The sequence below is a fragment of the Sphingobium mellinum genome, from assembly GCF_037860795.1.
GTDB lineage: Bacteria > Pseudomonadota > Alphaproteobacteria > Sphingomonadales > Sphingomonadaceae > Sphingobium > Sphingobium mellinum.
The window spans coordinates 56,103-77,816 of record NZ_JBANRK010000012.1; the positions used below are offsets into that span (position 1 = coordinate 56,103).

Annotated in this window: 31 protein-coding genes; 1 reads left to right on the plus strand and 30 read right to left on the minus strand. The window is 63.5% G+C overall.

Annotated features, from left to right (window positions below):
* Positions 1-49 precede the first annotated feature (49 nt).
* The 29 genes from AAC640_RS12940 to rpsL form a co-directional block, all read right to left on the minus strand.
* On the minus strand, positions 50-1,087 hold the full coding sequence (locus tag AAC640_RS12940) for an acyltransferase family protein (RefSeq protein WP_340266897.1): 1,038 nt from the start codon (positions 1,085-1,087) through the stop codon (positions 50-52).
* Positions 1,088-1,286: 199 nt separating this feature from the next.
* Positions 1,287-1,463 carry a hypothetical protein gene (locus tag AAC640_RS12945; protein ID WP_340266898.1) on the minus strand — a complete coding sequence of 59 codons (177 nt, stop codon included), beginning with the start codon at positions 1,461-1,463 and terminating at the stop codon, positions 1,287-1,289.
* 33 nt (positions 1,464-1,496) lie between these two features.
* Positions 1,497-2,153 carry an adenylate kinase gene (locus tag AAC640_RS12950; RefSeq protein WP_340266899.1) on the minus strand — a complete coding sequence of 219 codons (657 nt, stop codon included), beginning with the start codon at positions 2,151-2,153 and terminating at the stop codon, positions 1,497-1,499.
* A 45-nt stretch (positions 2,154-2,198) separates the two neighbouring features.
* Entirely contained in the window at positions 2,199-3,563 is a 1,365-nt protein-coding gene (gene secY / locus AAC640_RS12955) for a preprotein translocase subunit SecY (RefSeq protein WP_340266900.1), read from the minus strand.
* A 229-nt stretch (positions 3,564-3,792) separates the two neighbouring features.
* The gene (rplO, locus tag AAC640_RS12960; RefSeq protein WP_340266902.1) at positions 3,793-4,326 is read right to left on the minus strand and encodes a 50S ribosomal protein L15; all 534 of its coding nucleotides are present in this window, start codon (positions 4,324-4,326) and stop codon (positions 3,793-3,795) included.
* Between the two features lie 266 nt (positions 4,327-4,592).
* On the minus strand, positions 4,593-4,772 hold the full coding sequence (rpmD, locus tag AAC640_RS12965; RefSeq protein WP_066560520.1) for a 50S ribosomal protein L30: 180 nt from the start codon (positions 4,770-4,772) through the stop codon (positions 4,593-4,595).
* Positions 4,773-4,778: 6 nt separating this feature from the next.
* Positions 4,779-5,501 carry a 30S ribosomal protein S5 gene (gene rpsE, locus AAC640_RS12970; protein WP_340266903.1) on the minus strand — a complete coding sequence of 241 codons (723 nt, stop codon included), beginning with the start codon at positions 5,499-5,501 and terminating at the stop codon, positions 4,779-4,781.
* 2 nt (positions 5,502-5,503) lie between these two features.
* The gene (rplR, locus tag AAC640_RS12975) at positions 5,504-5,857 is read right to left on the minus strand and encodes a 50S ribosomal protein L18 (RefSeq protein ID WP_340266905.1); all 354 of its coding nucleotides are present in this window, start codon (positions 5,855-5,857) and stop codon (positions 5,504-5,506) included.
* Position 5,858: 1 nt separating this feature from the next.
* Entirely contained in the window at positions 5,859-6,392 is a 534-nt protein-coding gene (gene rplF, locus AAC640_RS12980; protein ID WP_340266907.1) for a 50S ribosomal protein L6, read from the minus strand.
* Positions 6,392-6,787, minus strand: coding sequence for a 30S ribosomal protein S8 (gene rpsH / locus AAC640_RS12985; RefSeq protein WP_340266909.1), 396 nt, complete (start codon positions 6,785-6,787; stop codon positions 6,392-6,394). Before rpsH ends, rplF begins: the two co-directional genes overlap by 1 nt.
* A gap of 12 nt (positions 6,788-6,799) precedes the next feature.
* Positions 6,800-7,105: a 30S ribosomal protein S14 gene (gene rpsN / locus AAC640_RS12990; RefSeq protein ID WP_007707881.1), complete on the minus strand. Its 306-nt coding sequence runs from the start codon at positions 7,103-7,105 to the stop codon at positions 6,800-6,802.
* Positions 7,106-7,156: 51 nt separating this feature from the next.
* Positions 7,157-7,732 carry a 50S ribosomal protein L5 gene (gene rplE / locus AAC640_RS12995; RefSeq protein ID WP_340266912.1) on the minus strand — a complete coding sequence of 192 codons (576 nt, stop codon included), beginning with the start codon at positions 7,730-7,732 and terminating at the stop codon, positions 7,157-7,159.
* Entirely contained in the window at positions 7,732-8,043 is a 312-nt protein-coding gene (gene rplX, locus AAC640_RS13000; RefSeq protein WP_340266913.1) for a 50S ribosomal protein L24, read from the minus strand. Before rplX ends, rplE begins: the two co-directional genes overlap by 1 nt.
* Positions 8,043-8,411 carry a 50S ribosomal protein L14 gene (gene rplN / locus AAC640_RS13005; protein ID WP_066700946.1) on the minus strand — a complete coding sequence of 123 codons (369 nt, stop codon included), beginning with the start codon at positions 8,409-8,411 and terminating at the stop codon, positions 8,043-8,045. The genes rplX and rplN overlap by 1 nt, the downstream gene beginning before the upstream one ends.
* A 165-nt stretch (positions 8,412-8,576) precedes the next feature.
* Positions 8,577-8,840, minus strand: coding sequence for a 30S ribosomal protein S17 (gene rpsQ / locus AAC640_RS13010; protein ID WP_006960320.1), 264 nt, complete (start codon positions 8,838-8,840; stop codon positions 8,577-8,579).
* Between the two features lie 14 nt (positions 8,841-8,854).
* Positions 8,855-9,058, minus strand: a complete 204-nt coding sequence (rpmC, locus tag AAC640_RS13015) for a 50S ribosomal protein L29 (protein WP_293985319.1) — start codon at positions 9,056-9,058, stop codon at positions 8,855-8,857.
* Positions 9,059-9,061: 3 nt separating this feature from the next.
* Positions 9,062-9,493 (minus strand): 50S ribosomal protein L16, encoded by a 432-nt coding sequence (rplP, locus tag AAC640_RS13020; RefSeq protein ID WP_267249803.1) that lies wholly within the window; start codon positions 9,491-9,493, stop codon positions 9,062-9,064.
* A 21-nt stretch (positions 9,494-9,514) separates the two neighbouring features.
* Positions 9,515-10,210 carry a 30S ribosomal protein S3 gene (gene rpsC, locus AAC640_RS13025; protein ID WP_021239758.1) on the minus strand — a complete coding sequence of 232 codons (696 nt, stop codon included), beginning with the start codon at positions 10,208-10,210 and terminating at the stop codon, positions 9,515-9,517.
* A 4-nt stretch (positions 10,211-10,214) separates the two neighbouring features.
* Complete coding sequence (gene rplV, locus AAC640_RS13030) at positions 10,215-10,601, minus strand: 50S ribosomal protein L22 (protein ID WP_037464431.1); 387 nt, start codon at positions 10,599-10,601, stop codon at positions 10,215-10,217.
* The gene (rpsS, locus tag AAC640_RS13035; protein WP_340266926.1) at positions 10,601-10,879 is read right to left on the minus strand and encodes a 30S ribosomal protein S19; all 279 of its coding nucleotides are present in this window, start codon (positions 10,877-10,879) and stop codon (positions 10,601-10,603) included. Before rpsS ends, rplV begins: the two co-directional genes overlap by 1 nt.
* Before the next feature lie 5 nt (positions 10,880-10,884).
* On the minus strand, positions 10,885-11,721 hold the full coding sequence (gene rplB, locus AAC640_RS13040) for a 50S ribosomal protein L2 (RefSeq protein ID WP_013039174.1): 837 nt from the start codon (positions 11,719-11,721) through the stop codon (positions 10,885-10,887).
* Between the two features lie 2 nt (positions 11,722-11,723).
* Complete coding sequence (locus tag AAC640_RS13045) at positions 11,724-12,041, minus strand: 50S ribosomal protein L23 (protein ID WP_066525425.1); 318 nt, start codon at positions 12,039-12,041, stop codon at positions 11,724-11,726.
* Complete coding sequence (gene rplD / locus AAC640_RS13050) at positions 12,034-12,657, minus strand: 50S ribosomal protein L4 (protein ID WP_340266931.1); 624 nt, start codon at positions 12,655-12,657, stop codon at positions 12,034-12,036. The genes AAC640_RS13045 and rplD overlap by 8 nt, the downstream gene beginning before the upstream one ends.
* A 2-nt stretch (positions 12,658-12,659) precedes the next feature.
* Entirely contained in the window at positions 12,660-13,415 is a 756-nt protein-coding gene (gene rplC, locus AAC640_RS13055) for a 50S ribosomal protein L3 (protein ID WP_340266933.1), read from the minus strand.
* Positions 13,416-13,691: 276 nt separating this feature from the next.
* Positions 13,692-14,000 (minus strand): 30S ribosomal protein S10, encoded by a 309-nt coding sequence (gene rpsJ, locus AAC640_RS13060; RefSeq protein WP_007686587.1) that lies wholly within the window; start codon positions 13,998-14,000, stop codon positions 13,692-13,694.
* 146 nt (positions 14,001-14,146) lie between these two features.
* Positions 14,147-15,337, minus strand: coding sequence for an elongation factor Tu (gene tuf / locus AAC640_RS13065; protein ID WP_340266935.1), 1,191 nt, complete (start codon positions 15,335-15,337; stop codon positions 14,147-14,149).
* Positions 15,338-15,472: 135 nt separating this feature from the next.
* Positions 15,473-17,566 (minus strand): elongation factor G, encoded by a 2,094-nt coding sequence (gene fusA, locus AAC640_RS13070; RefSeq protein WP_340266937.1) that lies wholly within the window; start codon positions 17,564-17,566, stop codon positions 15,473-15,475.
* A 152-nt stretch (positions 17,567-17,718) separates the two neighbouring features.
* On the minus strand, positions 17,719-18,189 hold the full coding sequence (gene rpsG / locus AAC640_RS13075) for a 30S ribosomal protein S7 (RefSeq protein ID WP_037464411.1): 471 nt from the start codon (positions 18,187-18,189) through the stop codon (positions 17,719-17,721).
* Between the two features lie 13 nt (positions 18,190-18,202).
* Positions 18,203-18,574, minus strand: coding sequence for a 30S ribosomal protein S12 (gene rpsL, locus AAC640_RS13080; protein ID WP_007686591.1), 372 nt, complete (start codon positions 18,572-18,574; stop codon positions 18,203-18,205).
* Between the two features lie 425 nt (positions 18,575-18,999).
* Here rpsL and AAC640_RS13085 point away from each other — a divergent pair, with 425 nt between their 5' ends.
* Positions 19,000-20,190: a M23 family metallopeptidase gene (locus AAC640_RS13085; protein ID WP_422794994.1), complete on the plus strand. Its 1,191-nt coding sequence runs from the start codon at positions 19,000-19,002 to the stop codon at positions 20,188-20,190.
* An 11-nt stretch (positions 20,191-20,201) separates the two neighbouring features.
* On the opposite strand, the gene AAC640_RS13090 is transcribed toward AAC640_RS13085, so the two are convergent.
* Positions 20,202-21,710, minus strand: coding sequence for a YifB family Mg chelatase-like AAA ATPase (locus AAC640_RS13090; RefSeq protein ID WP_340266943.1), 1,509 nt, complete (start codon positions 21,708-21,710; stop codon positions 20,202-20,204).
* Between the last annotated feature and the right edge of the window lie 4 nt (positions 21,711-21,714).

Here is a 21,714-nt window from a genome sequence, read left to right on the forward strand (position 1 = left end):
AACGGTTCAGGGAAGGGGCGCCGCCGATTTGTCGGCGGCGCCCCTTTTTTCATGTCCGCAGCGTGGCGATGTCCGCCTCACGCCGCTGATCGCGCCGACGCTGCCACCAGGCCAATATCGCTTCGCCCGCAGGTCGCTCCACCAGCCGGTGGATCGCGGTGCCGAGCACTAGCGCCACCAGGAAAGCGGCCGCGAAGCCTGTCCACGGGCTGTAGCCGGCCTGCGCCATTTTCAGCATGACCACAAAGCCGACATGTTGGTGGATGAGGTAGAAGGAGTAGCTGATCCCGCCCATCCACAGGAGCGGGCGCAGCGCGATAAAACGCAGCCGTCCGCCGGTCAACGCAACGAAGGTCGCGATCAGGATGCAGGCAACCAGTGACACGTCCCAGCTTTCCATCGCCGCCACCGACAGCAGCGCCAGCGCCGCATAGGGTGCCTGCTGCCGCCAGTGGCGCTGCCCGGACCACACGCGATAGGCGAGGATGCCAATCATGAAGAAAGGGACATAACGCAGCACGAACAGCATCACGACACGCTCGGGCATGTCCGGCCAGAAGCCGTAGAGCGCTCGCAACGCCAGCCATATCAGCAGGAAGGGCTCGACCCGCTTGATACCGATCCATTTCCACAGGCCGATCATGCAGAAATAGAAAGCGATCTCCACCGTCAGCGTCCAATAGGCGCCGTCCACTTCGGGCAGGAAGGCAAAGCCCTGCAACATCGTCATATTGGCCAGGATCGCGCCCGGCCCGATCAATAGTTGTGACGCCTTGGCAAGATATTCTATTGCCAGCGTCAGCAGCATCGCGGTCAGATAGGCGGGATAAAGCCGGGCGAAGCGGTTGACCACGAAGTCGGCGACGCTGCCGATCCGTTCCAGCGTGAAGAAGATCGCAAAGCCCGAAATCGCGAAGAACAGCAACACCCGGTAATTGCCGCCCGGAAAGCTGAAAGGCACATGCGCCGCCTGCGGAAACAACTCATGGAAGCGCGTGGAATAATGAAACACCAGCACGCACAGCGCCCCAATGCCGCGCAAGGCGTCCAGTTCCGTCAATCGGCCACGAGGCAGCGCTTCACTCACGCAAGCGCGATAGCAACCAAACAGCAATCAATCGTTAAAAATGAGCGGGATAAGCGCGCCGGAAATGCGCAACCGTTCACCAGGCAGCGGTCATGCTGGAGACTGCCCCTGCCCGCCACGCAGGGGCACCGCCTTACAGAAAAGGCCCCTGCCCCTGCCTCCCCCGCGTCGGGTGGCGGCATTGGCGCTACAGCTATGCCTAGCTTGCCACCATCTGGAAGGTCGAGCCAGAATGGCGACACACGGTGGCGCTATCGGCCGCGATGTCGGCATTGTTATCGATCGCGAACCCTGCCTCGCTGCGGTCCGTGACGGCAGAATGGGCCGGAGCGGCCATCGCCACACCCGCCCATCCCACAGTGATGATCTTGCGCATTTCCATGCCCTCCATATCGAAGGGCCACCTGGCTCAGCCGGCCTTGCCGTCCAAGATGGCGGCGATCGCGACCGTCACATCGTCCATGTCGGCCATGCCGTCGACCCGCGCCACAATGCCGCGCGCCTCGTAGATCGGCAGGATGGGCGCGGTCTTGGCGCGATATTCGGCCATGCGTGTGCGCACCGTGTCCTCATTATCGTCCGGCCGGCGCTTGAATTCGTGGCCGTGGCACTTGTCGCACTCGCCCTCGACCTTGGGCTGCTTGAACCTGTCGTGATAGCCTTCGCCGCAATTGGCGCAGGTGAAACGGCCCGTAATACGCTCGACCAGCGCGTCCTCGTCCACCTCAAGCTCGATCACATGATCGAGCGAGCGACCGCGCTCGGCCAGGATCGCATCGAGTGAATGGGCCTGTGCTTCAGTGCGCGGATAGCCGTCGAAGATCACGCCCGTGCCGGCCGACAACCCATCCAGCGCCTCGCCGATGATGCCCGACACGATTTCGTCAGACACCAGTTCGCCTGCTTCCATGACCGCCTTGGCCTTGAGGCCGATCGGCGTGCCAGCCTTGACGGCGGCGCGCAGCATGTCGCCTGTGGACAGCTGCACCATGCCGCGGCTTTCCACCAGACGGGTGGCCTGGGTTCCCTTGCCAGCTCCCGGAGGGCCGAGCAGAATGATGTTCATGTCGCGCATTCTCCCCTGATTTCGCGCTCTTTGATCCTGTGCGGCTTAGCGCAGGCGCCCCTTCAGCTTCGCCTTCTTGATTAGGTCGCCATATTGATGAGCAAGCAGATGGCTCTGGATCTGCGTGACCGTGTCGACCGTCACATTGACCACGATCAACAGGCTGGTGCCACCCAGATAGAAGGGAATGCCCGCCCGGGCGATGGCGAATTCCGGCACCAGGCAGATGACCGCCAGATAGGCCGCGCCGATCACCGTGATCCGGGTCAGCACATAGTCGAGATAGTGTTCGGTATTCTTGCCCGGGCGAATGCCCGGAATGAAGCCGCCATTGCGCTTCAGATTGTCCGCCGTCTCTTCCGGATTGAACACGACAGCCGTGTAGAAGAAGCAGAAGAAGACGATGCCCAGGCCATAGAGCGCCATGTAGACCGGGCTGCCGTGGGAGAGATACTGGTTCAGCGTCAGCACGAAATCGCCCAGCTTGCTCTCGCCCGCCACAGTCCGCCCGGCAAATTGCGAGATGGTCAGCGGCATCAGCAGCAGCGAACTGGCGAAGATCGGCGGAATGACACCGGCGGTATTCACCTTCAGCGGCAGGTGGCTGCGATCCGCCTGCATCAGCCCTTGGCGCGTCTGACGCTTGGGATATTGAATCAGCACGCGCCGTTGCGCCCGTTCCATGAAGCAGATGAGCAATATGAGCCCCACCGCCATCGCGATGACCAGCACGATCAGCAAGCCGGAGATCGACCCTTCGCTACCCGACTTGAACAGGTTGCTGAGCGTCACCGGGAGCTGCGCGACGATTCCGGCCATGATGATGAGCGACACGCCGTTGCCAATGCCGCGCGAGGTGATCTGCTCACCCAGCCACATCAGGAACATCGTGCCCCCGATCAGCGAGATGACTGCCGCGATCCGGAACAGAAATCCGGGATCGACCACCGCCTGCACGCCGGACTGGGCGCCAAAGCTTTCAAGGCCCATGGCGATGAAATAACCCTGCACCGCGGTCAGGCCGACCGTGCCATAGCGGGTATATTGATTGAGCTTCTTCCGGCCGCTTTCACCTTCCTTCTTGATCGCGGCCAGTTGCGGCGAAAGGCTTGCAGCCAGCTGCACCACGATCGACGCGGTGATATAGGGCATCACGCCCAGCGCAATGAGGCTCATGCGCGAGAGCGAACCACCCGAAAAGGTGTTGAAAATGTCCAGGATGCCGCCATTGGTCTGCTTGTAAAGCTGCGACAGCGCGGTCGGATCGACACCCGGCAGCGGCACGAAGCTCAGGAAGCGGAATACGATCAGCGCGCCGAGCGTGAACCACAGGCGCTTCTTGAGGTCGGTCGCCTGGCTGAACTTCGCCAGGCTGAGATTGGATGCGAGCTGGTCGGCTCTCGATGCCATCGTGGCTGCCCTTCAAAACATCTTGCCGGAGTCACGCCCCGGCCTGAATCGCTAACCCCTTAGCGGGGTCGTGGGGCGCTGTCGAACCAGGAATTGCCGTCGTCCGCTCTGACCCGCCATTGCGTATCTGCGCTCAGGACAACGGATATGGCCGGCCCGCCCCGAAACACGAGACCCCGCCAGCCCATATCGGGCAGCGGGGTCGTGCTTGCAAGACTTTGCAGCCGGATCAGGCCTTCGCTGCGGCCTTCTTGGCGGCAAGGGCGGTGCCCTTCTTCGCCTTGGCTTTCTCAGCGGCGGGAACGACCTCGATCACTTCGACCTTGCCGCCAGCCTTTTCGACCGCCTCGACCGCGCCCTTCGACGCCCCGGCAACCAGCAGGTTGACCTTGGCGGTCAGTTCGCCCTTGCCGAGCAGGCGCACGCCGTCCTTGCCGCCACGGGCAAGCGCGGCCGCCTTGAGCGCCGCATGATCGATGGTCCCGTTGACGTCCAGCTTGCCGGCGTCGATAGCCTTCTGCACCGCGCCCAGGTTCACGATCGCATAATCCTTGGCGAAGATGTTGTTGAAGCCGCGCTTCGGCAGACGCATGTGGAGCGGCATCTGGCCACCCTCGAAGCCATTGATGGCGACGCCCGAACGCGCCTTCGCACCCTTTTGGCCGCGACCGGCGGTCTTGCCCTTGCCCGAGCCGATACCACGGCCAACGCGCATCCGCCCCTTGCGGGCACCGGCATTATCGTTGAGTTCGTTGAGTTTCATGATCTGCACTCGCTTTCGCTATGTTCGCGCGAAGGTTCGCTCCTTACGGACCGAACCGGGGCCCCAGCAAAAGCTGGGGCCGGTTTGATCTGGACGCTTCCTCCCGGAAATCGTCCGTGGCCGGCGGTCTCCTCATCGAGGACGCACCATCCGGCCCGAGATCCCAGCCTGCGCCGGGATGACGAAAGCGCCCTTTAGCGCCCCGTCATAAAGAACGAAAGAGGGGCTTCCCCCTCTCCCGCTTTATCCCGATGCGGTCGGAAGCTTTAGCCTTCGACCACGGCCACCATGTGGGGAAGCTTCTTGATGGCACCGCGGACTTCCGCGGTATCTTCCAGCTCCACCACGCGGTGCATCTTGCCAAGGCCCAGGCCGATCAGAATCTTCTTCTGGTCGGCAGGGCGACGGATCGGCGAACCGATCTGCTTGATCTTGATCTTCGCCATATCGTCTTACTCCGCAATCGCTTCGGCATCAGCCTGCGCGACTTCGGCCGAGGCACCACCGCGGCGCAGAAGGTCGGCGACCTTCTTGCCACGGCGCTGCGCCACCGACTTGGGGCTGGTCTGTTCGCCCAACGCCGCAAAGGTCGCACGGATCATGTTATAGGGGTTCGACGTGCCGTTCGACTTCGTCACAACGTCAGCGACGCCGAGGCTTTCGAACACCGCGCGCATCGGACCGCCGGCGATGATGCCCGTACCGGCCGGGGCCGAACGAACCGTCACCTTGCCCGCACCGAAATGACCAAGGCCATCATGATGCAGCGTGCGGCCTTCCTTGAGCGGAACGCGGACCATCGCCTTCTTGGCCGAAGCGGTCGCCTTGCTGATGGCTTCAGGCACTTCGCGGGCCTTGCCATGACCAAAGCCGGCACGGCCCTTGCCGTCGCCGACCACGACCAGAGCCGCAAAGCCGAAGCGCTTGCCGCCCTTCACGGTCTTCGAGACGCGGTTGATGTGAACAAGCTTTTCGATCAGCTCCTCTCCCTGTTCCTCGTCCCGATTGCCGCGACGGTCGTCGCGGCGGCCACGGCCGCCGCGCTCGCCACGGTTGCGGTCGCCACCACGGCCACGGCCACGGCCGGGACCACGACCCTCGGTCGGTGCGGCGTCGCCGCCCTCGACAGCAGCGGGAGCACCCGCCTGCGACTGGATATCGTTTTCGTCAGCCATGATCAGAACTCCAGCCCGCCTTCGCGGGCGGCATCGGCCAGCGCCTTGACGCGGCCATGGAACAGGAAGCCACCGCGGTCGAACACAACCTTGGTGACGCCGGCGGCGGTCGCCGCGGCGGCGACGCGCTTGCCGACATCGGCCGCAGCTTCAGCGGTGGCGCCGGTCTTGCTGCGCACATCCTTGTCCAGCGTCGATGCAGCGGCCAGGGTCTTGCCCTGCGCGTCATCGATGATCTGGGCGTAAATGTGACGGCCCGAACGGTGGACGCTCAGACGGGGCTTGTGACCCGAAACCGCCTTGAGCGCCGTGCGGACGCGGCGACGACGCCGCGCGAAGAGGGAAAGCTTTGCCATCTTACTTCTTCTTCCCTTCCTTGCGGAAGATGAACTCGCCGGCGTACTTGATACCCTTGCCCTTATAGGGTTCGGGCTTGCGCCAGCGGCGGATCTCGGCGGCAACCTGGCCCACCTTCTGCTTGTCGATGCCGCTGATCTCGACCGTGGTGTTATCCGGGGTCTTGATCTCGATGCCTTCGGGCACCGCGAAATCGACGTCGTGCGAATAGCCGAGCTGCAGCTTCAGGGTCTTGCCCTGCGCGTTGGCGCGGTAGCCGACACCCGTGATCAAAAGCTTCTTCGAAAAGCCTTCGGTCACGCCGGTGACCAGGTTCTGGACCAGCGTGCGCTGCATGCCCCAGAAGGCGCGAGCCTGCTTGGTCTTGTTGGCCGGCTGCACCGAAATGCCGTCATTCTCGACCGTATAGCTGATCTCGTCGCGCAGCGGCATGGCGAGCGTCCCCTTGGGACCCTTCACCGACAGCTGCCCGCCTTCGATGGTCGCGGTAACCCCGGCAGGGATCGCGACCGGCTTTTTACCGATGCGGCTCATCAGAACACCTCCGCCAGCACTTCGCCGCCGACATTCTGTTCGCGCGCTTCCGCGTCGGACAGAACGCCCTTGGGCGTCGAGACAATGGTGATGCCTAGGCCGTTGCGCACCACCGGCAGTTCCTTGGAACCCGAATAGACACGGCGGCCGGGCTTCGACACGCGGGCGACATGCTTGATCGCCGGCTGGCCTTCGAAATATTTGAGCTCGATGCGAAGGCCCGGATGCTTGCCGAGCGCTTCCTCGGAATAGCCGCGGATATAACCTTCGCGCTGCAGCACGTCGAGCACGCGGGCACGCAGCTTCGAAGCGGGGGACACAACGCTGTCCTTCTTCGCCTGCTGCCCGTTGCGGATGCGGGTGAGCATATCACCCAGGGGATCGGTCAATGCCATCTCAAATGATCCTTACCAGCTCGACTTGGTGACGCCGGGGATCAGGCCCTTGTTGGCCAGATCGCGCAGCTGCACGCGGCAGAGGCGGAATTTGCGGTAGTATGCGCGGGGACGCCCCGTCAGTTCGCAGCGGTTCCGAACGCGGGTCGGATTGCCGTTGCGGGGGATCTCCGCCATCTTCAGACGCGCGATCAGACGATCGCTGTCATCGGCCGCGGTATCATTCGCGATCGCCTTGAGCTTTGCATAGCGGCCGGCATATTTCTTCACCAGCTTCTTGCGGCGCTCGTTCTTGTTGATCGAACTCAGTTTCGCCATGACTTAAGTTCTCTTCCTTTGTCTATGCAATGGGAGAGAAGCGGGACCCGTTCAGGCCGCCTGCTTCTGCTCTTCAAGCGGGAAGGGGAAGCCGAAGAGACGCAGCAGTTCGCGCGCTTCCTCGTCCGTCTTCGCCGTGGTGGTCACGATCACGTCCATGCCGCGCACCTTGTCGATGCGGTCATAGTTGATCTCGGGGAAGATGAGCTGCTCCTTGATGCCAAAGGCATAGTTGCCGCGGCCATCGAAGCTCTTGGGGTTCAGACCACGAAAGTCGCGAACGCGAGGCAGAGCAATGTTGATCAGCCGGTCCAGGAACTCATACATGCGCTCGCGGCGCATCGTCACCTTGGCACCGATCGGCATGCCTTCACGCAGCTTGAACTGCGCGATCGACTTGCGGGCCTTGGTGATGACCGGCTTCTGGCCGGCGATCAGTTCCATCTCTTCCGCGGCGGACGTGACCTTCTTCTTGTCCTGCGTCGCTTCGCCCACACCCATGTTGAGGGTGATCTTCTCGATCTTCGGGACTTCCATCACATTCTTGTAACCGAACTTCTCGGTCATCGCCTTGATGATGGATTCATCATACTGCGCCTTGGAGCGCGGGATGTACTTGTCGGCCATTACAGCACCTCACCGGACTTGACGGCCACGCGGACCTTCTTGCCGTCGCGTTCCTCGAAACGGACGCGGGTCGGCTTGCCATCCTTGTCGGCGACCGCCACGTTCGAAATGTGGAGCGGCGCCGGCTTGCGGTCGATGCCACCCTGCGGGTTCGCCTGGTCGGGCTTGCGGTGACGCGCATGCACGTTGATGCCTTCGACGAGGATCTTGTCCTCCTTCGGCAGCACCTGCAGGACGGCGCCGGTGCGGCCCTTGTCCTTGCCAGCGAGCACGACGACCTTGTCGCCCTTCTTGATTCTAGCAGCGCTCATTACAGCACCTCGGGCGCAAGGCTGATGATCTTCATGTGCTGCTTCGCGCGCAGCTCACGAACGACCGGGCCAAAGATACGGGTGCCGATCGGCTCCTGGTTCTTGTTGATCAGCACCGCGGCATTGCCGTCGAAGCGGATCACCGAACCGTCGGCGCGACGGATGTCCTTGGCAGTGCGGACGATGACGGCGCGGTGCACGTCGCCCTTCTTCACCTTGCCGCGAGGCGCCGCTTCCTTGATCGAGACGACAATGATGTCGCCCACGCCCGCGAAGCGCCGCTTCGAGCCGCCCAGCACCTTGATGCACTGGACGCGCTTGGCGCCGCTATTGTCAGCGACGTCAAGATTGGATTGCATCTGGATCATGGATCCGGTTCCTTCTTATTTGGCCTACCGGGACAATCCCGGCGGTTCCGAATTCGTGGTTTCGACCGGAAGATTCGAAATACGAAGCGCGGGCCTGTAACCCCTTCTTTCAGAAAAGGCCAGCCCCGCGTCCGAAATTTCGACCTTCAAGGTCGGTGACTGGCCTCAGGCCGCCGTTTCGGGCGACTTGTGGGTGTCCACGCGCTCAATGACCTTCCAGGTCTTCAGCTTGGAAATCGGGGCGGTCTCCTCGATGCGGACCGTCTCGCCTTCCTTGTAGACATTGCCCTCGTCATGGGCATGATATTTCTTCGAACGGCGGATGATCTTACCGTAGAGCGCATGCTTTACCTTGCGCTCCACGCGAACCACCACCGTCTTGTCGGTCTTGTCGGAAACCACCGTTCCCGTCAGCACGCGCTTGGGCATCGTGTGTTTCCTTCTTACTTCGCAGCCGAGCGCGAACGCTCGGACTGAAGGGTCTTGATCTGCGCGATCGACCGGCGGACTTCCTTCACCCGGCTGGGCTTTTCCAGCTGGTTGGTCGCCGCCTGGAAACGCAGGTTGAACTGCTCGCGCTTCAGGTTGTTCAGCTCGGTCGACAGTTCGTCGTCCGTCTTGGTCTTGAGGTCAGCTACATTCGCCACGGATTAACCCTCCAGGTGGGAGGTGTCGCCGAGGCGAGCGACAACCTTCGTCTTGATCGGCAGCTTCATCGCGGCGCGCGAGAAAGCCTCTGCTGCGAGCGGGCCAGGAACGCCGTCCAGTTCGAACAGAATGCGGCCGGGCTTCACGCGGGCGGCCCAATATTCCACCGAACCCTTGCCCTTGCCCTGACGGACTTCGGCGGGCTTCTTCGAAACCGGCACATCGGGGAACACGCGGATCCACAAACGGCCCTGACGGCGAATGTGGCGGGTGATCGCGCGGCGGGCCGCCTCGATCTGACGGGCGGTGACGCGCTCGGGTTCCAGGGCCTTGAGACCATAGGAGCCGAAATTCAGGTCCGAACCGCCCTTGGCGTCGCCCTTGATCCGGCCCTTGAAGGTCTTCCGGAACTTCATCTTCTTCGGTTGCAGCATGACGCTATTACCTTCTTATCTTCAGCGCGCCGGGCGCACGCCGGAGGTCTGAGCCTCCAGCATCAGCCGGTCGGTGGCCATCGGATCGTGGCCCAGAATCTCACCCTTGAAGATCCAGACCTTGATGCCGCAGACGCCATAAGCGGTATGGGCTTCGGCTTCGGCATAGTCGACGTTCGCACGCAGCGTGTGCAGCGGAACGCGGCCTTCGCGATACCATTCGACGCGGGCGATCTCCGCGCCGCCCAGACGGCCGCCGCAGGTGATCTTGATGCCCTCGGCGCCCAGACGCAGCGCCGACTGCACCGCACGCTTCATCGCCCGGCGAAAAGCCACGCGGCGTTCGAGCTGGTCGGCGATGCCCTGCGCCACGAGCTTGGAATCGATTTCCGGCTTGCGAATTTCGACGATGTTCAGGCTGACGTCCGAAGAGGTCAGGCTGCCCAGCTTCTTGCGCAGCTTTTCGATATCCGCGCCTTTCTTGCCGATGATGACACCGGGACGGGCAGCGTAGATCGACACGCGGCACAGCTTGGCCGGACGTTCGATCACGACCTTGGAGATCGCGGCCTGCGGCAGGTTCTTCATGATATACTGGCGGATCTTCAGATCCTCCAGCAGCAGGCGGCCATAGTCGGCGCCTTCCGCGAACCAGCGGCTGTCCCAGGTACGGTTGATCTGCAGGCGCAGACCGATCGGATTGCTCTTGTGACCCATGTGCTTAGGCCTCCGCTTCTTCGCCAGCTTCACGCACGACGATGCGCACGCGGCTGAAGGGCTTGAGGATCCGGGTCGACTTGCCGCGGCCGCGCGCATGGAAGCGCTTCAGGGTGAAGCTCTTGCCCACCGAAGCCTCCGCGACGACCAGAGAGTCGACGTCCAGATTGTGATTGTTTTCCGCGTTGGCGATGGCCGAAGCCAGCACCTTGCGCACGTCGACCGCCATCGCCTTCTTGGAGAAGGCGAGGATGTTGAGCGCTTCCTCGACCTTGCGGCCGCGGATGAGCGTGGCGACCAGATTCAGCTTCTGCGCCGAACCTCGGATCTGCGTGCCAACGGCCAGGGCCTCATTGTCGGCGACGCGACGGGGAGCCTTTTCCTTGCTCATTAGCGCTTGCCCTTCTTGTCGGCGGCGTGGCCGGGGAAGTAGCGGGTCGGGGCGAATTCGCCCAGCTTGTGACCCACCATCTCCTCGTTCACGGAGACCGGAACATGCTTGCGGCCATTATAGACGTTGAACGTCAGGCCGACGAACTGCGGCAGGATGGTCGAACGGCGCGACCAGGTCTTGATCGGACCCGAACGGCCATTGTTATCCTGCGCGGCTTCCGCCTTCTTCAGAAGGCTGAGGTCCACGAACGGACCTTTCCAGACGGAACGAGCCATCTCGCTTACCTCTTCTTCTTCGCGTGGCGGCTACGGATGATGAACTTGTCCGTCGCCTTGTTGTGGCGGGTGCGCGCACCCTTGGTCGGCTTGCCCCAGGGGGTGACCGGATGACGGCCGCCCGAGGTCCGGCCTTCACCACCGCCATGCGGGTGGTCAACCGGGTTCTTCGCCACACCGCGGGTCAGCGGACGCTTGCCCAGCCAGCGATTGCGGCCGGCCTTGGCAAGGTTGGTGTTGGCATTGTCAGGGTTGCTGACGGCGCCGACGGTGCCCATGCAGTCCGAACGGATGTAGCGCTGCTCGCCCGAGGACAGGCGGACCATCACCATGCCACGATCGCGACCGACCAGCTGGGCGTAGGTGCCGGCCGAACGGCAGAGCTGACCGCCCTTGCCGGGCTTCATCTCGATATTGTGGATGATGGTGCCGACCGGCATCTGGCCGAGTTCCATCGCATTGCCCGGCTTCACGTCGGTCTTCTTGCCGGCGATCACCTTGTCGCCGGGCGCCAGACGCTGCGGCGCCAGGATATAGGCCTGGGTGCCGTCGGGATAGTTGACCAGCGCGATGAAGGCAGTGCGGTTGGGGTCATATTCCAGACGCTCGACCGTACCCTCGACATCCCACAAGCGGCGCTTGAAGTCGATGATGCGATAGCGCTGCTTGTGACCGCCAGCGATGCCGCGCGAGGTCACATGACCCTTGTTGTTGCGCCCACCGGTCTTGCGCTTGCCCTCGGTCAGCGCCTTGACGGGCTTGCCCTTGTGCAGCGCGCTGCGGTCGACGAGGATAAGGCCGCGCTGGGCCGGGCTCGTCGGGTTGTAGCTCTTAAGCGCCATGGTCAGCGCACTCCTTCGGTGATGTCGATCGACTGGCCATCAGCTAGGCGAACGATCGCCTTCTTCACGTCCGAACGCGTGTAGGGCTTGCCCTTCCACTTCTTCGTCTTGCCCTTCGCGACCAGCGTGTTCACGCTCTTGACGGTCACGCCCCAGAGCGCCTCGACGGCAGCCTTGATCTCCGGCTTGGTCGCGTCATTGGCGACCTTGAAGACGACGGCGTTGTTTTCGGAGAGAAGCGTCGACTTCTCGGTGATGACCGGAGCGACAACGACGTCATAATGACGGTTGTCGACCGTTGCGGCCTGCTTCTTAGCCATTGAAACGCGCCTCCAGCTTTTCGACCGCGGCGCGCGTCAGCACCAGCGAATCCGCCTTCAAGATGTCGTAGACATTGGCGCCGACGGCCGGCAGCAGGTCCACGCCGACGATGTTCGCCGAAGCCTTCGCAAAGCTGACATTCACCGCGTCGCCGTCGATGAACAGCGCCTTGTTGAGGTTCAGCTTGGCGAGGTGCGCGACCAGAGCCTTGGTCTTGCCTTCCGCCACGTCGAGATTGTCGAGCACGATCAGCGAACCGTTCTTCGCCTTCGATGACAGCGCCATCTTCAGGCCCAGCGCGCGCACCTTCTTGTTGAGGTCGTGGCCGAAGGTGCGGGCGCGGGCGCCGTGCGCCTTACCACCGCCGATGAAGATCGGCGCCTTGCGGTCGCCGTGACGGGCCGTGCCGCCCCCCTTCTGCCGACCGAACTTCTTGCCGGTGCGGGCGACGTCGGAACGTTCGCGGGTGGCGCGAGCCGGGGCGCGACGCTTTTCCAGCTGCCAGGTGACGACGCGGTGCAGGATGTCGGTGCGGGGCTCGACGCCAAACACGGCATCGTTCAGTTCCACATCACCAGCGGCCTGCGCGTCGAGGGTCTGTACCTTGACCTTCATGATTAGCCCTCCTGGCCTTCGGTGGCTTCGGGAGCGACGGCTTCTTCAGCCGGCGTCTCGGCCGGAGCATTGTTGCTGTTGGCAGCCTGCTTCAGGCTCGCCGGATAGGGAACGTCGGCCGGACGCTTCACCTTCACGGCATCGCACACGGTCAGCCAGGTGCCCTTGGCGCCAGGAACGCTGCCCTTGACGAACAGCAGGCCACGCTCGACGTCGGTACGGACGATCTCGAGATTCTGCTGGGTCCGCTCACGGTCACCCATGTGACCCGCCATCTTCTTGTTCTTGAAGACGCGACCCGGATCCTGCCGGTTACCGGTCGAACCATGGGCACGGTGGCTGATCGACACGCCGTGGGTGGCGCGCATACCGCCGAAGCCCCAGCGCTTCATGGCGCCGGCGAAACCCTTGCCCTGGGTGTGGCCGGCCACGTCGACCAGCTGGCCGGCGATGAAATGATCGGCCGCGATCTCGGCGCCGACGTCGAGGAGCGCATCCTCGGCGACCCGGAATTCGACCAGACGCTGCTTGGGCTCGACTTCCGCCTTCGCGAAGTGCCCGCGCTGCGGCTTGGCAACATTCTTGACCTTGGCGACACCCGCGCCCAGCTGAACCGCGACATAGCCGTCACGTTCGACTTCCTTGCGGGCCACGACCTGATTGCCCTCAAGGGCCAGAACCGTAACCGGTATATGACGTCCGTCCTCCTGGAACAGACGGGTCATCCCGACTTTCTTAGCGATCACGCCTGTGCGCATCACTGTTACTCCCATAGAGGCCCGCCTTAGCAGCGGGCGTATCCAACGAAAAAGACCGCTCAGGATCTCTCCCTCGCGGCCCAACCCCATGATAGATCACCCCGTCCGGGTTGGATGCCGACCCCTGCTCGGGACCGGCGACGGGGGACCAGGACCACGAGCCTTTCCGGTTCACCGGAGGGGCCGTGCGGTATCCCTTGTGTCCTTTGGGCTCACGCCTTGGCGTAATACCCGATACCCTGCCATCCTTGTCGGATAGCAGGGACTTGCCAGCCGTCAGGCCAGCTTGATTTCGACGTTCACGCCGGCAGCCAGGTCCAGCTTCATTAGCGCGTCGACCGTCTGGGGCGTCGGCTGCACAATGTCAAGCATACGCTTGTAGGTGCGGACCTCGAACTGCTCGCGCGACTTCTTGTCGATGTGCGGGCCACGGTTGACCGTGAACTTTTCGATGCGCGTCGGAAGGGGAATCGGACCGCGGATAAGAGCGCCGGTGCGGCGGGCGGTGTCGGCGATGTCGCCGGTCGCCTGATCAAGCACGCGATGATCGAACGCCTTGAGGCGGATGCGGATGTTGCTGTCCATTGTTCCTGTACCGATGCGAAAGAGCCAAAAACAAACCGCCCCGCTTACTGCCCTTCTAGCTCAGCAAGAGCCGGAGAAAGGCGATCCGGGGCGGTAAAAATTCCGAGCGGCGCGAATCAGGCGATTCGCGCCGCTGCGGTCCTATATTACTTCGAGATCGTGCCGACAACCCCGGCGCCGACGGTGCGGCCGCCTTCACGGATGGCGAAGCGGAGACCCGCGTCCATCGCGATCGGGGCGATCAGCTTCACGCCGAGCTTCACGTTATCGCCAGGCATGACCATCTCGGTGCCCTCGGGCAGGATCACTTCGCCGGTCACGTCGGTGGTGCGGAAGTAGAACTGCGGGCGATAGTTCGCGAAGAACGGGGTGTGACGGCCGCCTTCTTCCTTCGACAGGACGTAGACTTCCGCGTCGAATTCGGTGTGCGGGGTGATCGTGCCGGGCTTGGCCAGAACCTGACCACGCTCGACTTCCTCACGCTTCGTGCCGCGCACCAGCGCGCCGATATTGTCGCCCGCACGACCTTCGTCGAGCAGCTTGCGGAACATTTCCACGCCAGTGACGGTGGTCTTGGCAGTGTCCTTGAGGCCGACGATCTCGACTTCTTCACCAACCTTGATGATGCCGGTTTCGACGCGGCCAGTGACGACGGTGCCGCGACCCGAGATCGAGAACACGTCTTCGATCGGCATCAGGAACGGCTTGTCGACCGGACGCTCGGGCTGCGGGATGAAGGCGTCGACCGCTTCCATCAGCTTCAGAACGGCGTTCTTGCCGATCTCGTCATTCGAACCGTCCAGCGCCTTCACGGCCGAGCCGGGGATGATCGGAATATTGTCGCCGTCGAAGTCGTAGGACGACAGCAGCTCACGGATTTCCAGCTCGACCAGCTCGAGGATTTCCGGATCGTCGACCAGGTCGACCTTGTTCATGAACACGACCAGCTGCGGCACGCCGACCTGGCGGGCGAGCAGGATGTGCTCGCGGGTCTGCGGCATCGGACCGTCGGTGGCCGATACGACCAGGATGGCGCCGTCCATCTGGGCCGCACCGGTGATCATGTTCTTGACGTAGTCCGCGTGGCCCGGGCAGTCGACGTGCGCATAGTGGCGGGCTTCGGTCTCATATTCGACGTGGGCGGTCGAGATGGTGATGCCGCGCTCGCGCTCTTCGGGGGCCTTGTCGATATTGGCATAGTCAACGAAGGTCGCGCCGCCGGTTTCGGCCAGCACCTTGGTGATCGCCGCGGTCAGCGAGGTCTTGCCATGGTCGACGTGACCGATGGTGCCGATGTTGCAGTGCGGCTTGTTCCGCTCAAACTTAGCCTTAGCCATTTTTTCCTACCTTCTAATCAAATCAGCTTGGTCAGACCGCTCGGCCGCGCCTCGCGAAGGCGCGTCCATAGCAGCAAATTCACAGATTACCAGCCCAAAACCGAGCCGCCTGCGCGGCCCGCTTTTGGGAAATCTTCAGGCCATCTTCGCCTTGACTTCGTCCGCCACATTCTGGGGCACTTCGTCATAATGCGAGAAGATCATCGAGTAATTCGCGCGGCCCTGGGTGAAGGAGCGCAGCGAATTTACGTAGCCGAACATGTTGGCCAGCGGCACCATCGCCTCGACCACCTGGGCGTTGCCGCGCGTGTCGGTGCCCTGGATCTGGCCGCGACGGCTGTTCATGTCGCCGATGACGTCGCCCAGATATTCCTCAGGGGTGACGACCTCGACCTTCATGATCGGTTCGAGCAGGGTGATGCCTGCTTTCTGCGCCGCTTCGCGCATCGCGGCGCGGCCAGTGATTTCGAACGCCAGCGCGGACGAGTCGACGTCGTGATAAGCGCCGTCATAGAGCAGGATTTCGAAATCGATGATCGGGAAGCCGATCAGCGAGCCGGTGGCCGCCGTCTCGCGCATGCCCTTTTCGATCGCGGGGATATATTCCTTGGGAATATTGCCGCCCTTGATCTCGTCCTTGAAGATGATGCCCGCACCACGCTCGCCCGGCGTCAGCTTCACCTTGATGCGGCCGAACTGGCCGGTGCCGCCCGACTGCTTCTTGTGGGTGTAGTCGATGTCGACCGGCTTCTTGAGATATTCGCGATAGGCGACCTGCGGGGCACCGACATTCGCCTCGACCTTGAACTCGCGCTTCATGCGGTCGACCAGGATTTCGAGGTGCAGTTCGCCCATGCCCTTGATGATGGTCTGGCCCGATTCGTGATCGGTCGTGACGCGGAAGGACGGATCTTCGGCAGCCAGGCGGTTGAGCGCGACGCCCATCTTTTCCTGGTCCGCCTTGGTCTTGGGTTCGACCGACAGCTCGATGACCGGCTCGGGGAATTCCATCCGCTCCAGGATGATCGGCTGGCGCTCGGCGCACAGCGTATCACCGGTGGTGGTTTCCTTCATGCCGGCCAGCGCGACGATGTCGCCAGCATAAGCGGCATCGATGTCCTCACGCGAGTTCGCGTGCATAAGGAGCATACGGCCGATCTTTTCCTTCTTGTCCTTGACCGAGTTCAGATAGGTGCCCTTGGTCAAGGTGCCCGAATACACGCGCAGGAAGGTGAGCGAACCGACGAACGGATCGTTCATGATCTTGAACGCCAGGCCCGAGAAGGGCGCGTCGTCTGAGGTCGCACGGCTGTCAGGCTGATCGTTGTCGGGGTTGATGCCCTGAACGTCTTCGATATCGAGCGGCGAAGGCAGATAGTCCACGACCGCGTCGAGCAGCGGCTGCACGCCCTTGTTCTTGAACGCCGATCCGCACAGCACCGGCACGAACGACTGGTTCAGCGTACCCTTGCGGATCAGCTTCTTGAGCGTTGCGGTGTCGGGCAGATTGCCTTCCAGATAGGCTTCCATCGCCTCGTCGTCCTGTTCGACGGCAAGTTCGATCAGCTTTTCGCGATAGTCGGCGGCCTTGTCGGCGAGGTCGGCGGGAATTTCCTCATAGGAGAATTCGGCGCCCAGATTCTCATCCTTCCAGATGATGGCGCGGTTCTCGACCAGGTCGACCAGGCCCTTAAACTCCGACTCCGCACCGATGGGCAGATAGAGGACGGCCGGGGTGGCGCCCAGGCGATCGATGATCGTCTGCACGCAATAATAGAAGTTGGCGCCGGTGCGGTCGAGCTTGTTGATGAAGCACATCCGCGGAACCTTGTACTTATCCGCCTGGCGCCACACGGTTTCCGACTGCGGCTCGACGCCGGCAACGCCGTCGAACGCGGCGACCGCGCCGTCCAGCACGCGCAGCGAACGCTCGACTTCGATGGTGAAGTCGACGTGGCCGGGGGTGTCGATGATGTTCAGACGATGCTCGGGGCCCTTGCCCTCTTCGGCCTTCCAAACGCAGGTCGTCGCAGCCGAGGTGATGGTGATACCACGCTCCTGCTCCTGCTCCATCCAGTCCATGGTGGCGGCGCCGTCATGGACTTCGCCGATCTTGTAGGACTTGCCGGTATAGTAAAGGATGCGCTCGGTCGTCGTGGTCTTGCCGGCGTCGATATGCGCCATGATACCGAAATTGCGATAGCGTTCGAGCGGATGGCTGCGGGCCATGATGCTTCTCCGTTGCCGGCACACCGGCGGTGAGTGAATGAGTCTTGCGGCTGGCCCCTAAACCAATCCGTCCGCCATGGGTAGCCCCACGGCGAACGGACCGATATTCAAAACCAGAATGGCGAAGCGGGCACACAAGCGCCCGCTTCTCTTTACCAGCGGTAGTGCGAGAAGGCGCGGTTCGCTTCCGCCATGCGGTGCGTGTCTTCGCGCTTCTTGACGGCATTGCCGCGGTTGTTGGCGGCGTCCAGCAGCTCGCCCGACAGGCGGGCAGCCATGGTGGTTTCGCTGCGGTTGCGCGAAGCCGTGATCAGCCAGCGGATCGCCAGCGCCTGGGCGCGCTCGGGGCGCACCTCGACGGGGACCTGGTAGGTCGCACCGCCGACACGGCGGCTGCGGACTTCGATGCCGGGCTTCACATTGTTCAGCGCATCATGGAACATCGCGATCGGGTCCTTCTTGGACTTCGTCTCGACGGTTTCGAGCGCACCGTAGACGATGGACTCGGCGACGGCCTTCTTGCCGTCCTGCATGATGCTGTTCATGAACTTCGACAGCACGATATCACCGAACTTGGGATCGGGCAGGATAACGCGCTTTTCGGGGCGACGACGACGTGACATATTCTAGTCTCCCTTACTTCGGACGCTTCGCGCCGTACTTCGAACGGCTCTGCTTGCGGTCCTTGACGCCCTGGGTATCCAGAACGCCGCGCAGCACATGATAGCGCACACCGGGAAGGTCGCGAACGCGGCCGCCGCGGATCAGCACGACGCTGTGCTCCTGAAGATTGTGGCCTTCACCCGGAATATAGGTGATGACTTCGCGCTGGTTGACCAGGCGCACCTTCGCCACCTTGCGGAGAGCCGAGTTCGGCTTCTTCGGGGTCGTGGTGTAGACACGGGTGCAAACGCCGCGCTTTTGCGGGTTCGCTTCCATGGCAGGGACCTTCGACTTGGTCTTCTGCAATTCGCGGCCTTTGCGGACCAGCTGGTTGATCGTTGGCATGAAGCCCTTCACCTTTTTCAGTTACTTTACCGCATGCATTCCCGCTTGTCCTTGCCGCAAGGAAGCAATCGCGTCCAAACAGCAAAGGCCCCGGCGGCGATAACCGCCCGGAGCCGCAAGAGCACCGGCAATGTTCAGCTCTGACGCCCCAAGAGCCAGATTGAGCGAACGAATCCGTCCAGCCAGGTGCTTTGGGCAGGCGGGCCTATAGCGATGCGGGTTCGACGGGTCAAGGATGCGGCTGGACCGTTTGTCCGGACCCACGGAACCGCCGCAGGAATTTTCGCCAGACCACGGAACAAATGGATCGCGAGCACGTTCTGCCCCACCTTCGTTTCGACTCGTCACGACTCCGCCTTGCCGGATTCGCGCGATCACGCGGCTTTTGCTAGCGGCCCGATTCTCAAGAGAAGTCGGGGTCGCAATTGTCGCAGCATATATTCCGGAGGGCTTGCGCCTTCCGACGTCGTCTCATTGCCTTGTGCCCGGATCGAGAGTTGTATCTCCATTCGAACGGCGAATTTCGGTGCCTGCATATCACCCGTGGAGCGCAGTTCATCGCCGCCGGTCTGGTCGCTGCCCTGCTGATCGGCGGAGTGGCGCTCACCTTGTTGATTGCGTCCGGCCTTTCGGCCGTGGGGCGCGACCGCGCCCCGCTCGCAGCGGGGAACCAGGCGATTGACCGCGCCGCAGGAAAGGCCGCAACGTCTCGCAAATCCATCGAAGCTCTCGCCCGCAAGCTCGAAGCGCGGCAGGACTTCATGGACGATCTCTACCGCACCCATTTCGGCCATGAGGGCGTCGCCGCGACGGAGGGCCTGGTCGGCAATCCAGATGACGCTCCGCGCGCGCCAGGCGGCCATAGCCTCAAGACCCGCATCAGCACCGCCCCCGAAGTCGCACCGCTGCAGAAGATCGACGCGCGACAGCGCCGGTTCGCCATGCTGCTCACGCGCGCCGTCGAGCGTCGCTCGGACAAGACCGCCGCCGCGATCCGCAGCTTCGGCCTCAATCCCGACGCGCTCGCCCGCACCGCCGCCCGCGCCCAAGGCGGGCCCTTCGTGCCCTGGCATGGTCAGGACGACGCAATGCCGGGTGAATTCGAACGGCTCGCCACCGCGCTCTCGCGCATGGAATTTCTCGAATCCAGCCTGATGACCATTCCCTCGGGTCGCCCCACCGCTGCGCCGATGCTGTCCAGTTCCTATGGCTATCGCCGGGACCCGTTCAACGGCCGCGCCGCCTTTCACGCCGGCCTCGACTTTCCCGGTCGCCACGGCCAGCCCATCCTGGCGGCCGCCGCCGGCCTGGTCAGCTTCGTCGGCCAGCGCACGGGCTATGGCAATGTGGTGGAGATCGATCATGGCAACGGCATCATGACCCGCTATGCCCATCTCTCCGGCTTCGAAACGCGGGTTGGCCGGCGAGTGAGCCGGGGCGACCGGATCGCCCGCATGGGTTCAACCGGCCGCTCGACCGGCGACCATCTCCATTTCGAGGTGCGGCTGGCCGGCGAGCCGATCAACCCCCGCCGCTTCCTGGAAGCGCGGCAGGATGTCGCGAAGATCCAGCAACTCGCCAAGGCGCGGCTCGCCGAGGTCGCAGGCCGGAGCTGACCTCCGGAAATTCAGTTCACCGGCGGCCGCCGCCGGTAGCTGAGCGCTTCGGCGACGTGCACCCGGCCGACATGTTCGGCATCGGCCAGGTCGGCGATGGTCCGCGCGACGCGGAGCACCCTTGTATAGCCGCGCGCTGACAACTTCATTGCCACCGCCGCCTGCGCCAGCAGTTCGCGGCCGGCGGAATCGGGGCCTGCGACCTCTTCCAGACGGTCGCCATCCACCTCGGCATTGGTCCGCACCGGTGTGCCGGCATAGCGCCGCGTCTGCGCCCCGCGCGCCGCCGCCACTCGATCGGCCACCTCGGCCGATCCTTCCGCCGGCGGCGGCAGGACGAGGTCGGCGGCGGTCACGGCCTGCACCTCGACATGCAGATCGATGCGGTCGAGCAGCGGCCCCGACACCTTGGCCTGATAGTCCGCCGCACAGCGCGGCGCGCGCGAACAGGCAAGCGCCGGATCGCCCAGATGGCCGCAGCGGCACGGATTCATCGCCGCAATCAGCTGGACGCGCGCGGGAAAGGTCACGTGCGCATTGGCCCGCGCGACCGTCACTTCGCCCGTCTCCAGCGGCTGGCGCAGCGAATCCAGCACGGCGCGCTGAAATTCGGGAAGCTCGTCAAGGAACAGCACGCCCAGATGCGCCATGCTCACCTCGCCCGGCCGCGCCTTGAGCCCACCCCCGACCAACGCCGCCATCGACGCGCTGTGATGCGGATTGCGGAACGGCCGGGCGCGGCTGATCCGTCCGCCCTCCAGCGTGCCGGCGACGCTCGCGACCATGGATGTCTCCAGCGCCTCGGCCGGGGTCAGCGCGGGCAATATGCCGGGCAGGCAACTCGCCATCAGCGACTTGCCCGCGCCGGGCGGGCCGACCATCAACAGATTATGGCCGCCGGCCGCGGCGATCTCCAGCGCGCGCTTCGCGCTTTCCTGGCCCTTCACCTGACGCAGGTCGGCGCCGCGCAGGGGCGGCTCCACCGCGCCCGGCTGCGGCGGAGACAGGGCTGCCGTCCCCTTGAAATGGTTGAGCAGGCCGAGCAGGTCAGGCGCGGCGATGACCTCCACCTGCCCCGCCCAGGCCGCTTCCGCGCCCTGTGCCATCGGACAGACGAGTCCCAGTTCCTTTTCCACCGCATGCATCGCCGCCAGCAGCACCCCCGGCGTCGGCGCGATACGGCCGTCCAGCCCGAGTTCGCCCACGACCACATAGCCGGCCAGCGTCTCGGCATCGATCACCCCCATCGCGCCCAGCAGCGCGAGTGCGATCGGCAGATCGAAATGCGATCCTTCCTTCGGCAGGTCCGCCGGCGACAGATTGACGGTGATCCGTTTGGGCGGGAGCGAAAGCCCGATCGCGGCGATCGCGTTGCGGACCCGCTCACGGCTTTCCGCCACCGCCTTGTCCGGCAGGCCCACCACGATGAAGTTGGGCAGGCCAGGGACGAGCTGGCACTGCACCTCCACGCCACGTGCCTCCAATCCTAGATAGGCGACCGTCGATACCGTCGAAACCAAGATG

Coding starts and splice junctions, on each gene's coding strand:
- AAC640_RS12945 (WP_340266898.1), bottom strand. CDS start 1,463: ATGCGCAAGATCATCACTGTGGGATGGGCGGGTGTGGCGATGGCCGCT.
- AAC640_RS12950 (WP_340266899.1), bottom strand. CDS start 2,153: ATGAACATCATTCTGCTCGGCCCTCCGGGAGCTGGCAAGGGAACCCAG.
- secY (WP_340266900.1), bottom strand. CDS start 3,563: ATGGCATCGAGAGCCGACCAGCTCGCATCCAATCTCAGCCTGGCGAAG.
- rplO (WP_340266902.1), bottom strand. CDS start 4,326: ATGAAACTCAACGAACTCAACGATAATGCCGGTGCCCGCAAGGGGCGG.
- rpmD (WP_066560520.1), bottom strand. CDS start 4,772: ATGGCGAAGATCAAGATCAAGCAGATCGGTTCGCCGATCCGTCGCCCT.
- rpsE (WP_340266903.1), bottom strand. CDS start 5,501: ATGGCTGACGAAAACGATATCCAGTCGCAGGCGGGTGCTCCCGCTGCT.
- rplR (WP_340266905.1), bottom strand. CDS start 5,857: ATGGCAAAGCTTTCCCTCTTCGCGCGGCGTCGTCGCCGCGTCCGCACG.
- rplF (WP_340266907.1), bottom strand. CDS start 6,392: ATGAGCCGCATCGGTAAAAAGCCGGTCGCGATCCCTGCCGGGGTTACC.
- rpsH (WP_340266909.1), bottom strand. CDS start 6,787: ATGGCATTGACCGATCCCCTGGGTGATATGCTCACCCGCATCCGCAAC.
- rpsN (WP_007707881.1), bottom strand. CDS start 7,105: ATGGCGAAACTGAGTTCGATCAACAAGAACGAGCGCCGCAAGAAGCTG.
- rplE (WP_340266912.1), bottom strand. CDS start 7,732: ATGGCCGACAAGTACATCCCGCGCTCCAAGGCGCAGTATGATGAATCC.
- rplX (WP_340266913.1), bottom strand. CDS start 8,043: ATGAGCGCTGCTAGAATCAAGAAGGGCGACAAGGTCGTCGTGCTCGCT.
- rplN (WP_066700946.1), bottom strand. CDS start 8,411: ATGATCCAGATGCAATCCAATCTTGACGTCGCTGACAATAGCGGCGCC.
- rpsQ (WP_006960320.1), bottom strand. CDS start 8,840: ATGCCCAAGCGCGTGCTGACGGGAACGGTGGTTTCCGACAAGACCGAC.
- rplP (WP_267249803.1), bottom strand. CDS start 9,493: ATGCTGCAACCGAAGAAGATGAAGTTCCGGAAGACCTTCAAGGGCCGG.
- rpsC (WP_021239758.1), bottom strand. CDS start 10,210: ATGGGTCACAAGAGCAATCCGATCGGTCTGCGCCTGCAGATCAACCGT.
- rplV (WP_037464431.1), bottom strand. CDS start 10,601: ATGAGCAAGGAAAAGGCTCCCCGTCGCGTCGCCGACAATGAGGCCCTG.
- rpsS (WP_340266926.1), bottom strand. CDS start 10,879: ATGGCTCGTTCCGTCTGGAAAGGTCCGTTCGTGGACCTCAGCCTTCTG.
- rplB (WP_013039174.1), bottom strand. CDS start 11,721: ATGGCGCTTAAGAGCTACAACCCGACGAGCCCGGCCCAGCGCGGCCTT.
- AAC640_RS13045 (WP_066525425.1), bottom strand. CDS start 12,041: ATGGCTAAGAAGCAGGCCGCAACGGTCGACAACCGTCATTATGACGTC.
- rplD (WP_340266931.1), bottom strand. CDS start 12,657: ATGAAGGTCAAGGTACAGACCCTCGACGCGCAGGCCGCTGGTGATGTG.
- rplC (WP_340266933.1), bottom strand. CDS start 13,415: ATGCGCACAGGCGTGATCGCTAAGAAAGTCGGGATGACCCGTCTGTTC.
- rpsJ (WP_007686587.1), bottom strand. CDS start 14,000: ATGGACAGCAACATCCGCATCCGCCTCAAGGCGTTCGATCATCGCGTG.
- tuf (WP_340266935.1), bottom strand. CDS start 15,337: ATGGCTAAGGCTAAGTTTGAGCGGAACAAGCCGCACTGCAACATCGGC.
- fusA (WP_340266937.1), bottom strand. CDS start 17,566: ATGGCCCGCAGCCATCCGCTCGAACGCTATCGCAATTTCGGTATCATG.
- rpsG (WP_037464411.1), bottom strand. CDS start 18,189: ATGTCACGTCGTCGTCGCCCCGAAAAGCGCGTTATCCTGCCCGATCCC.
- rpsL (WP_007686591.1), bottom strand. CDS start 18,574: ATGCCAACGATCAACCAGCTGGTCCGCAAAGGCCGCGAATTGCAGAAG.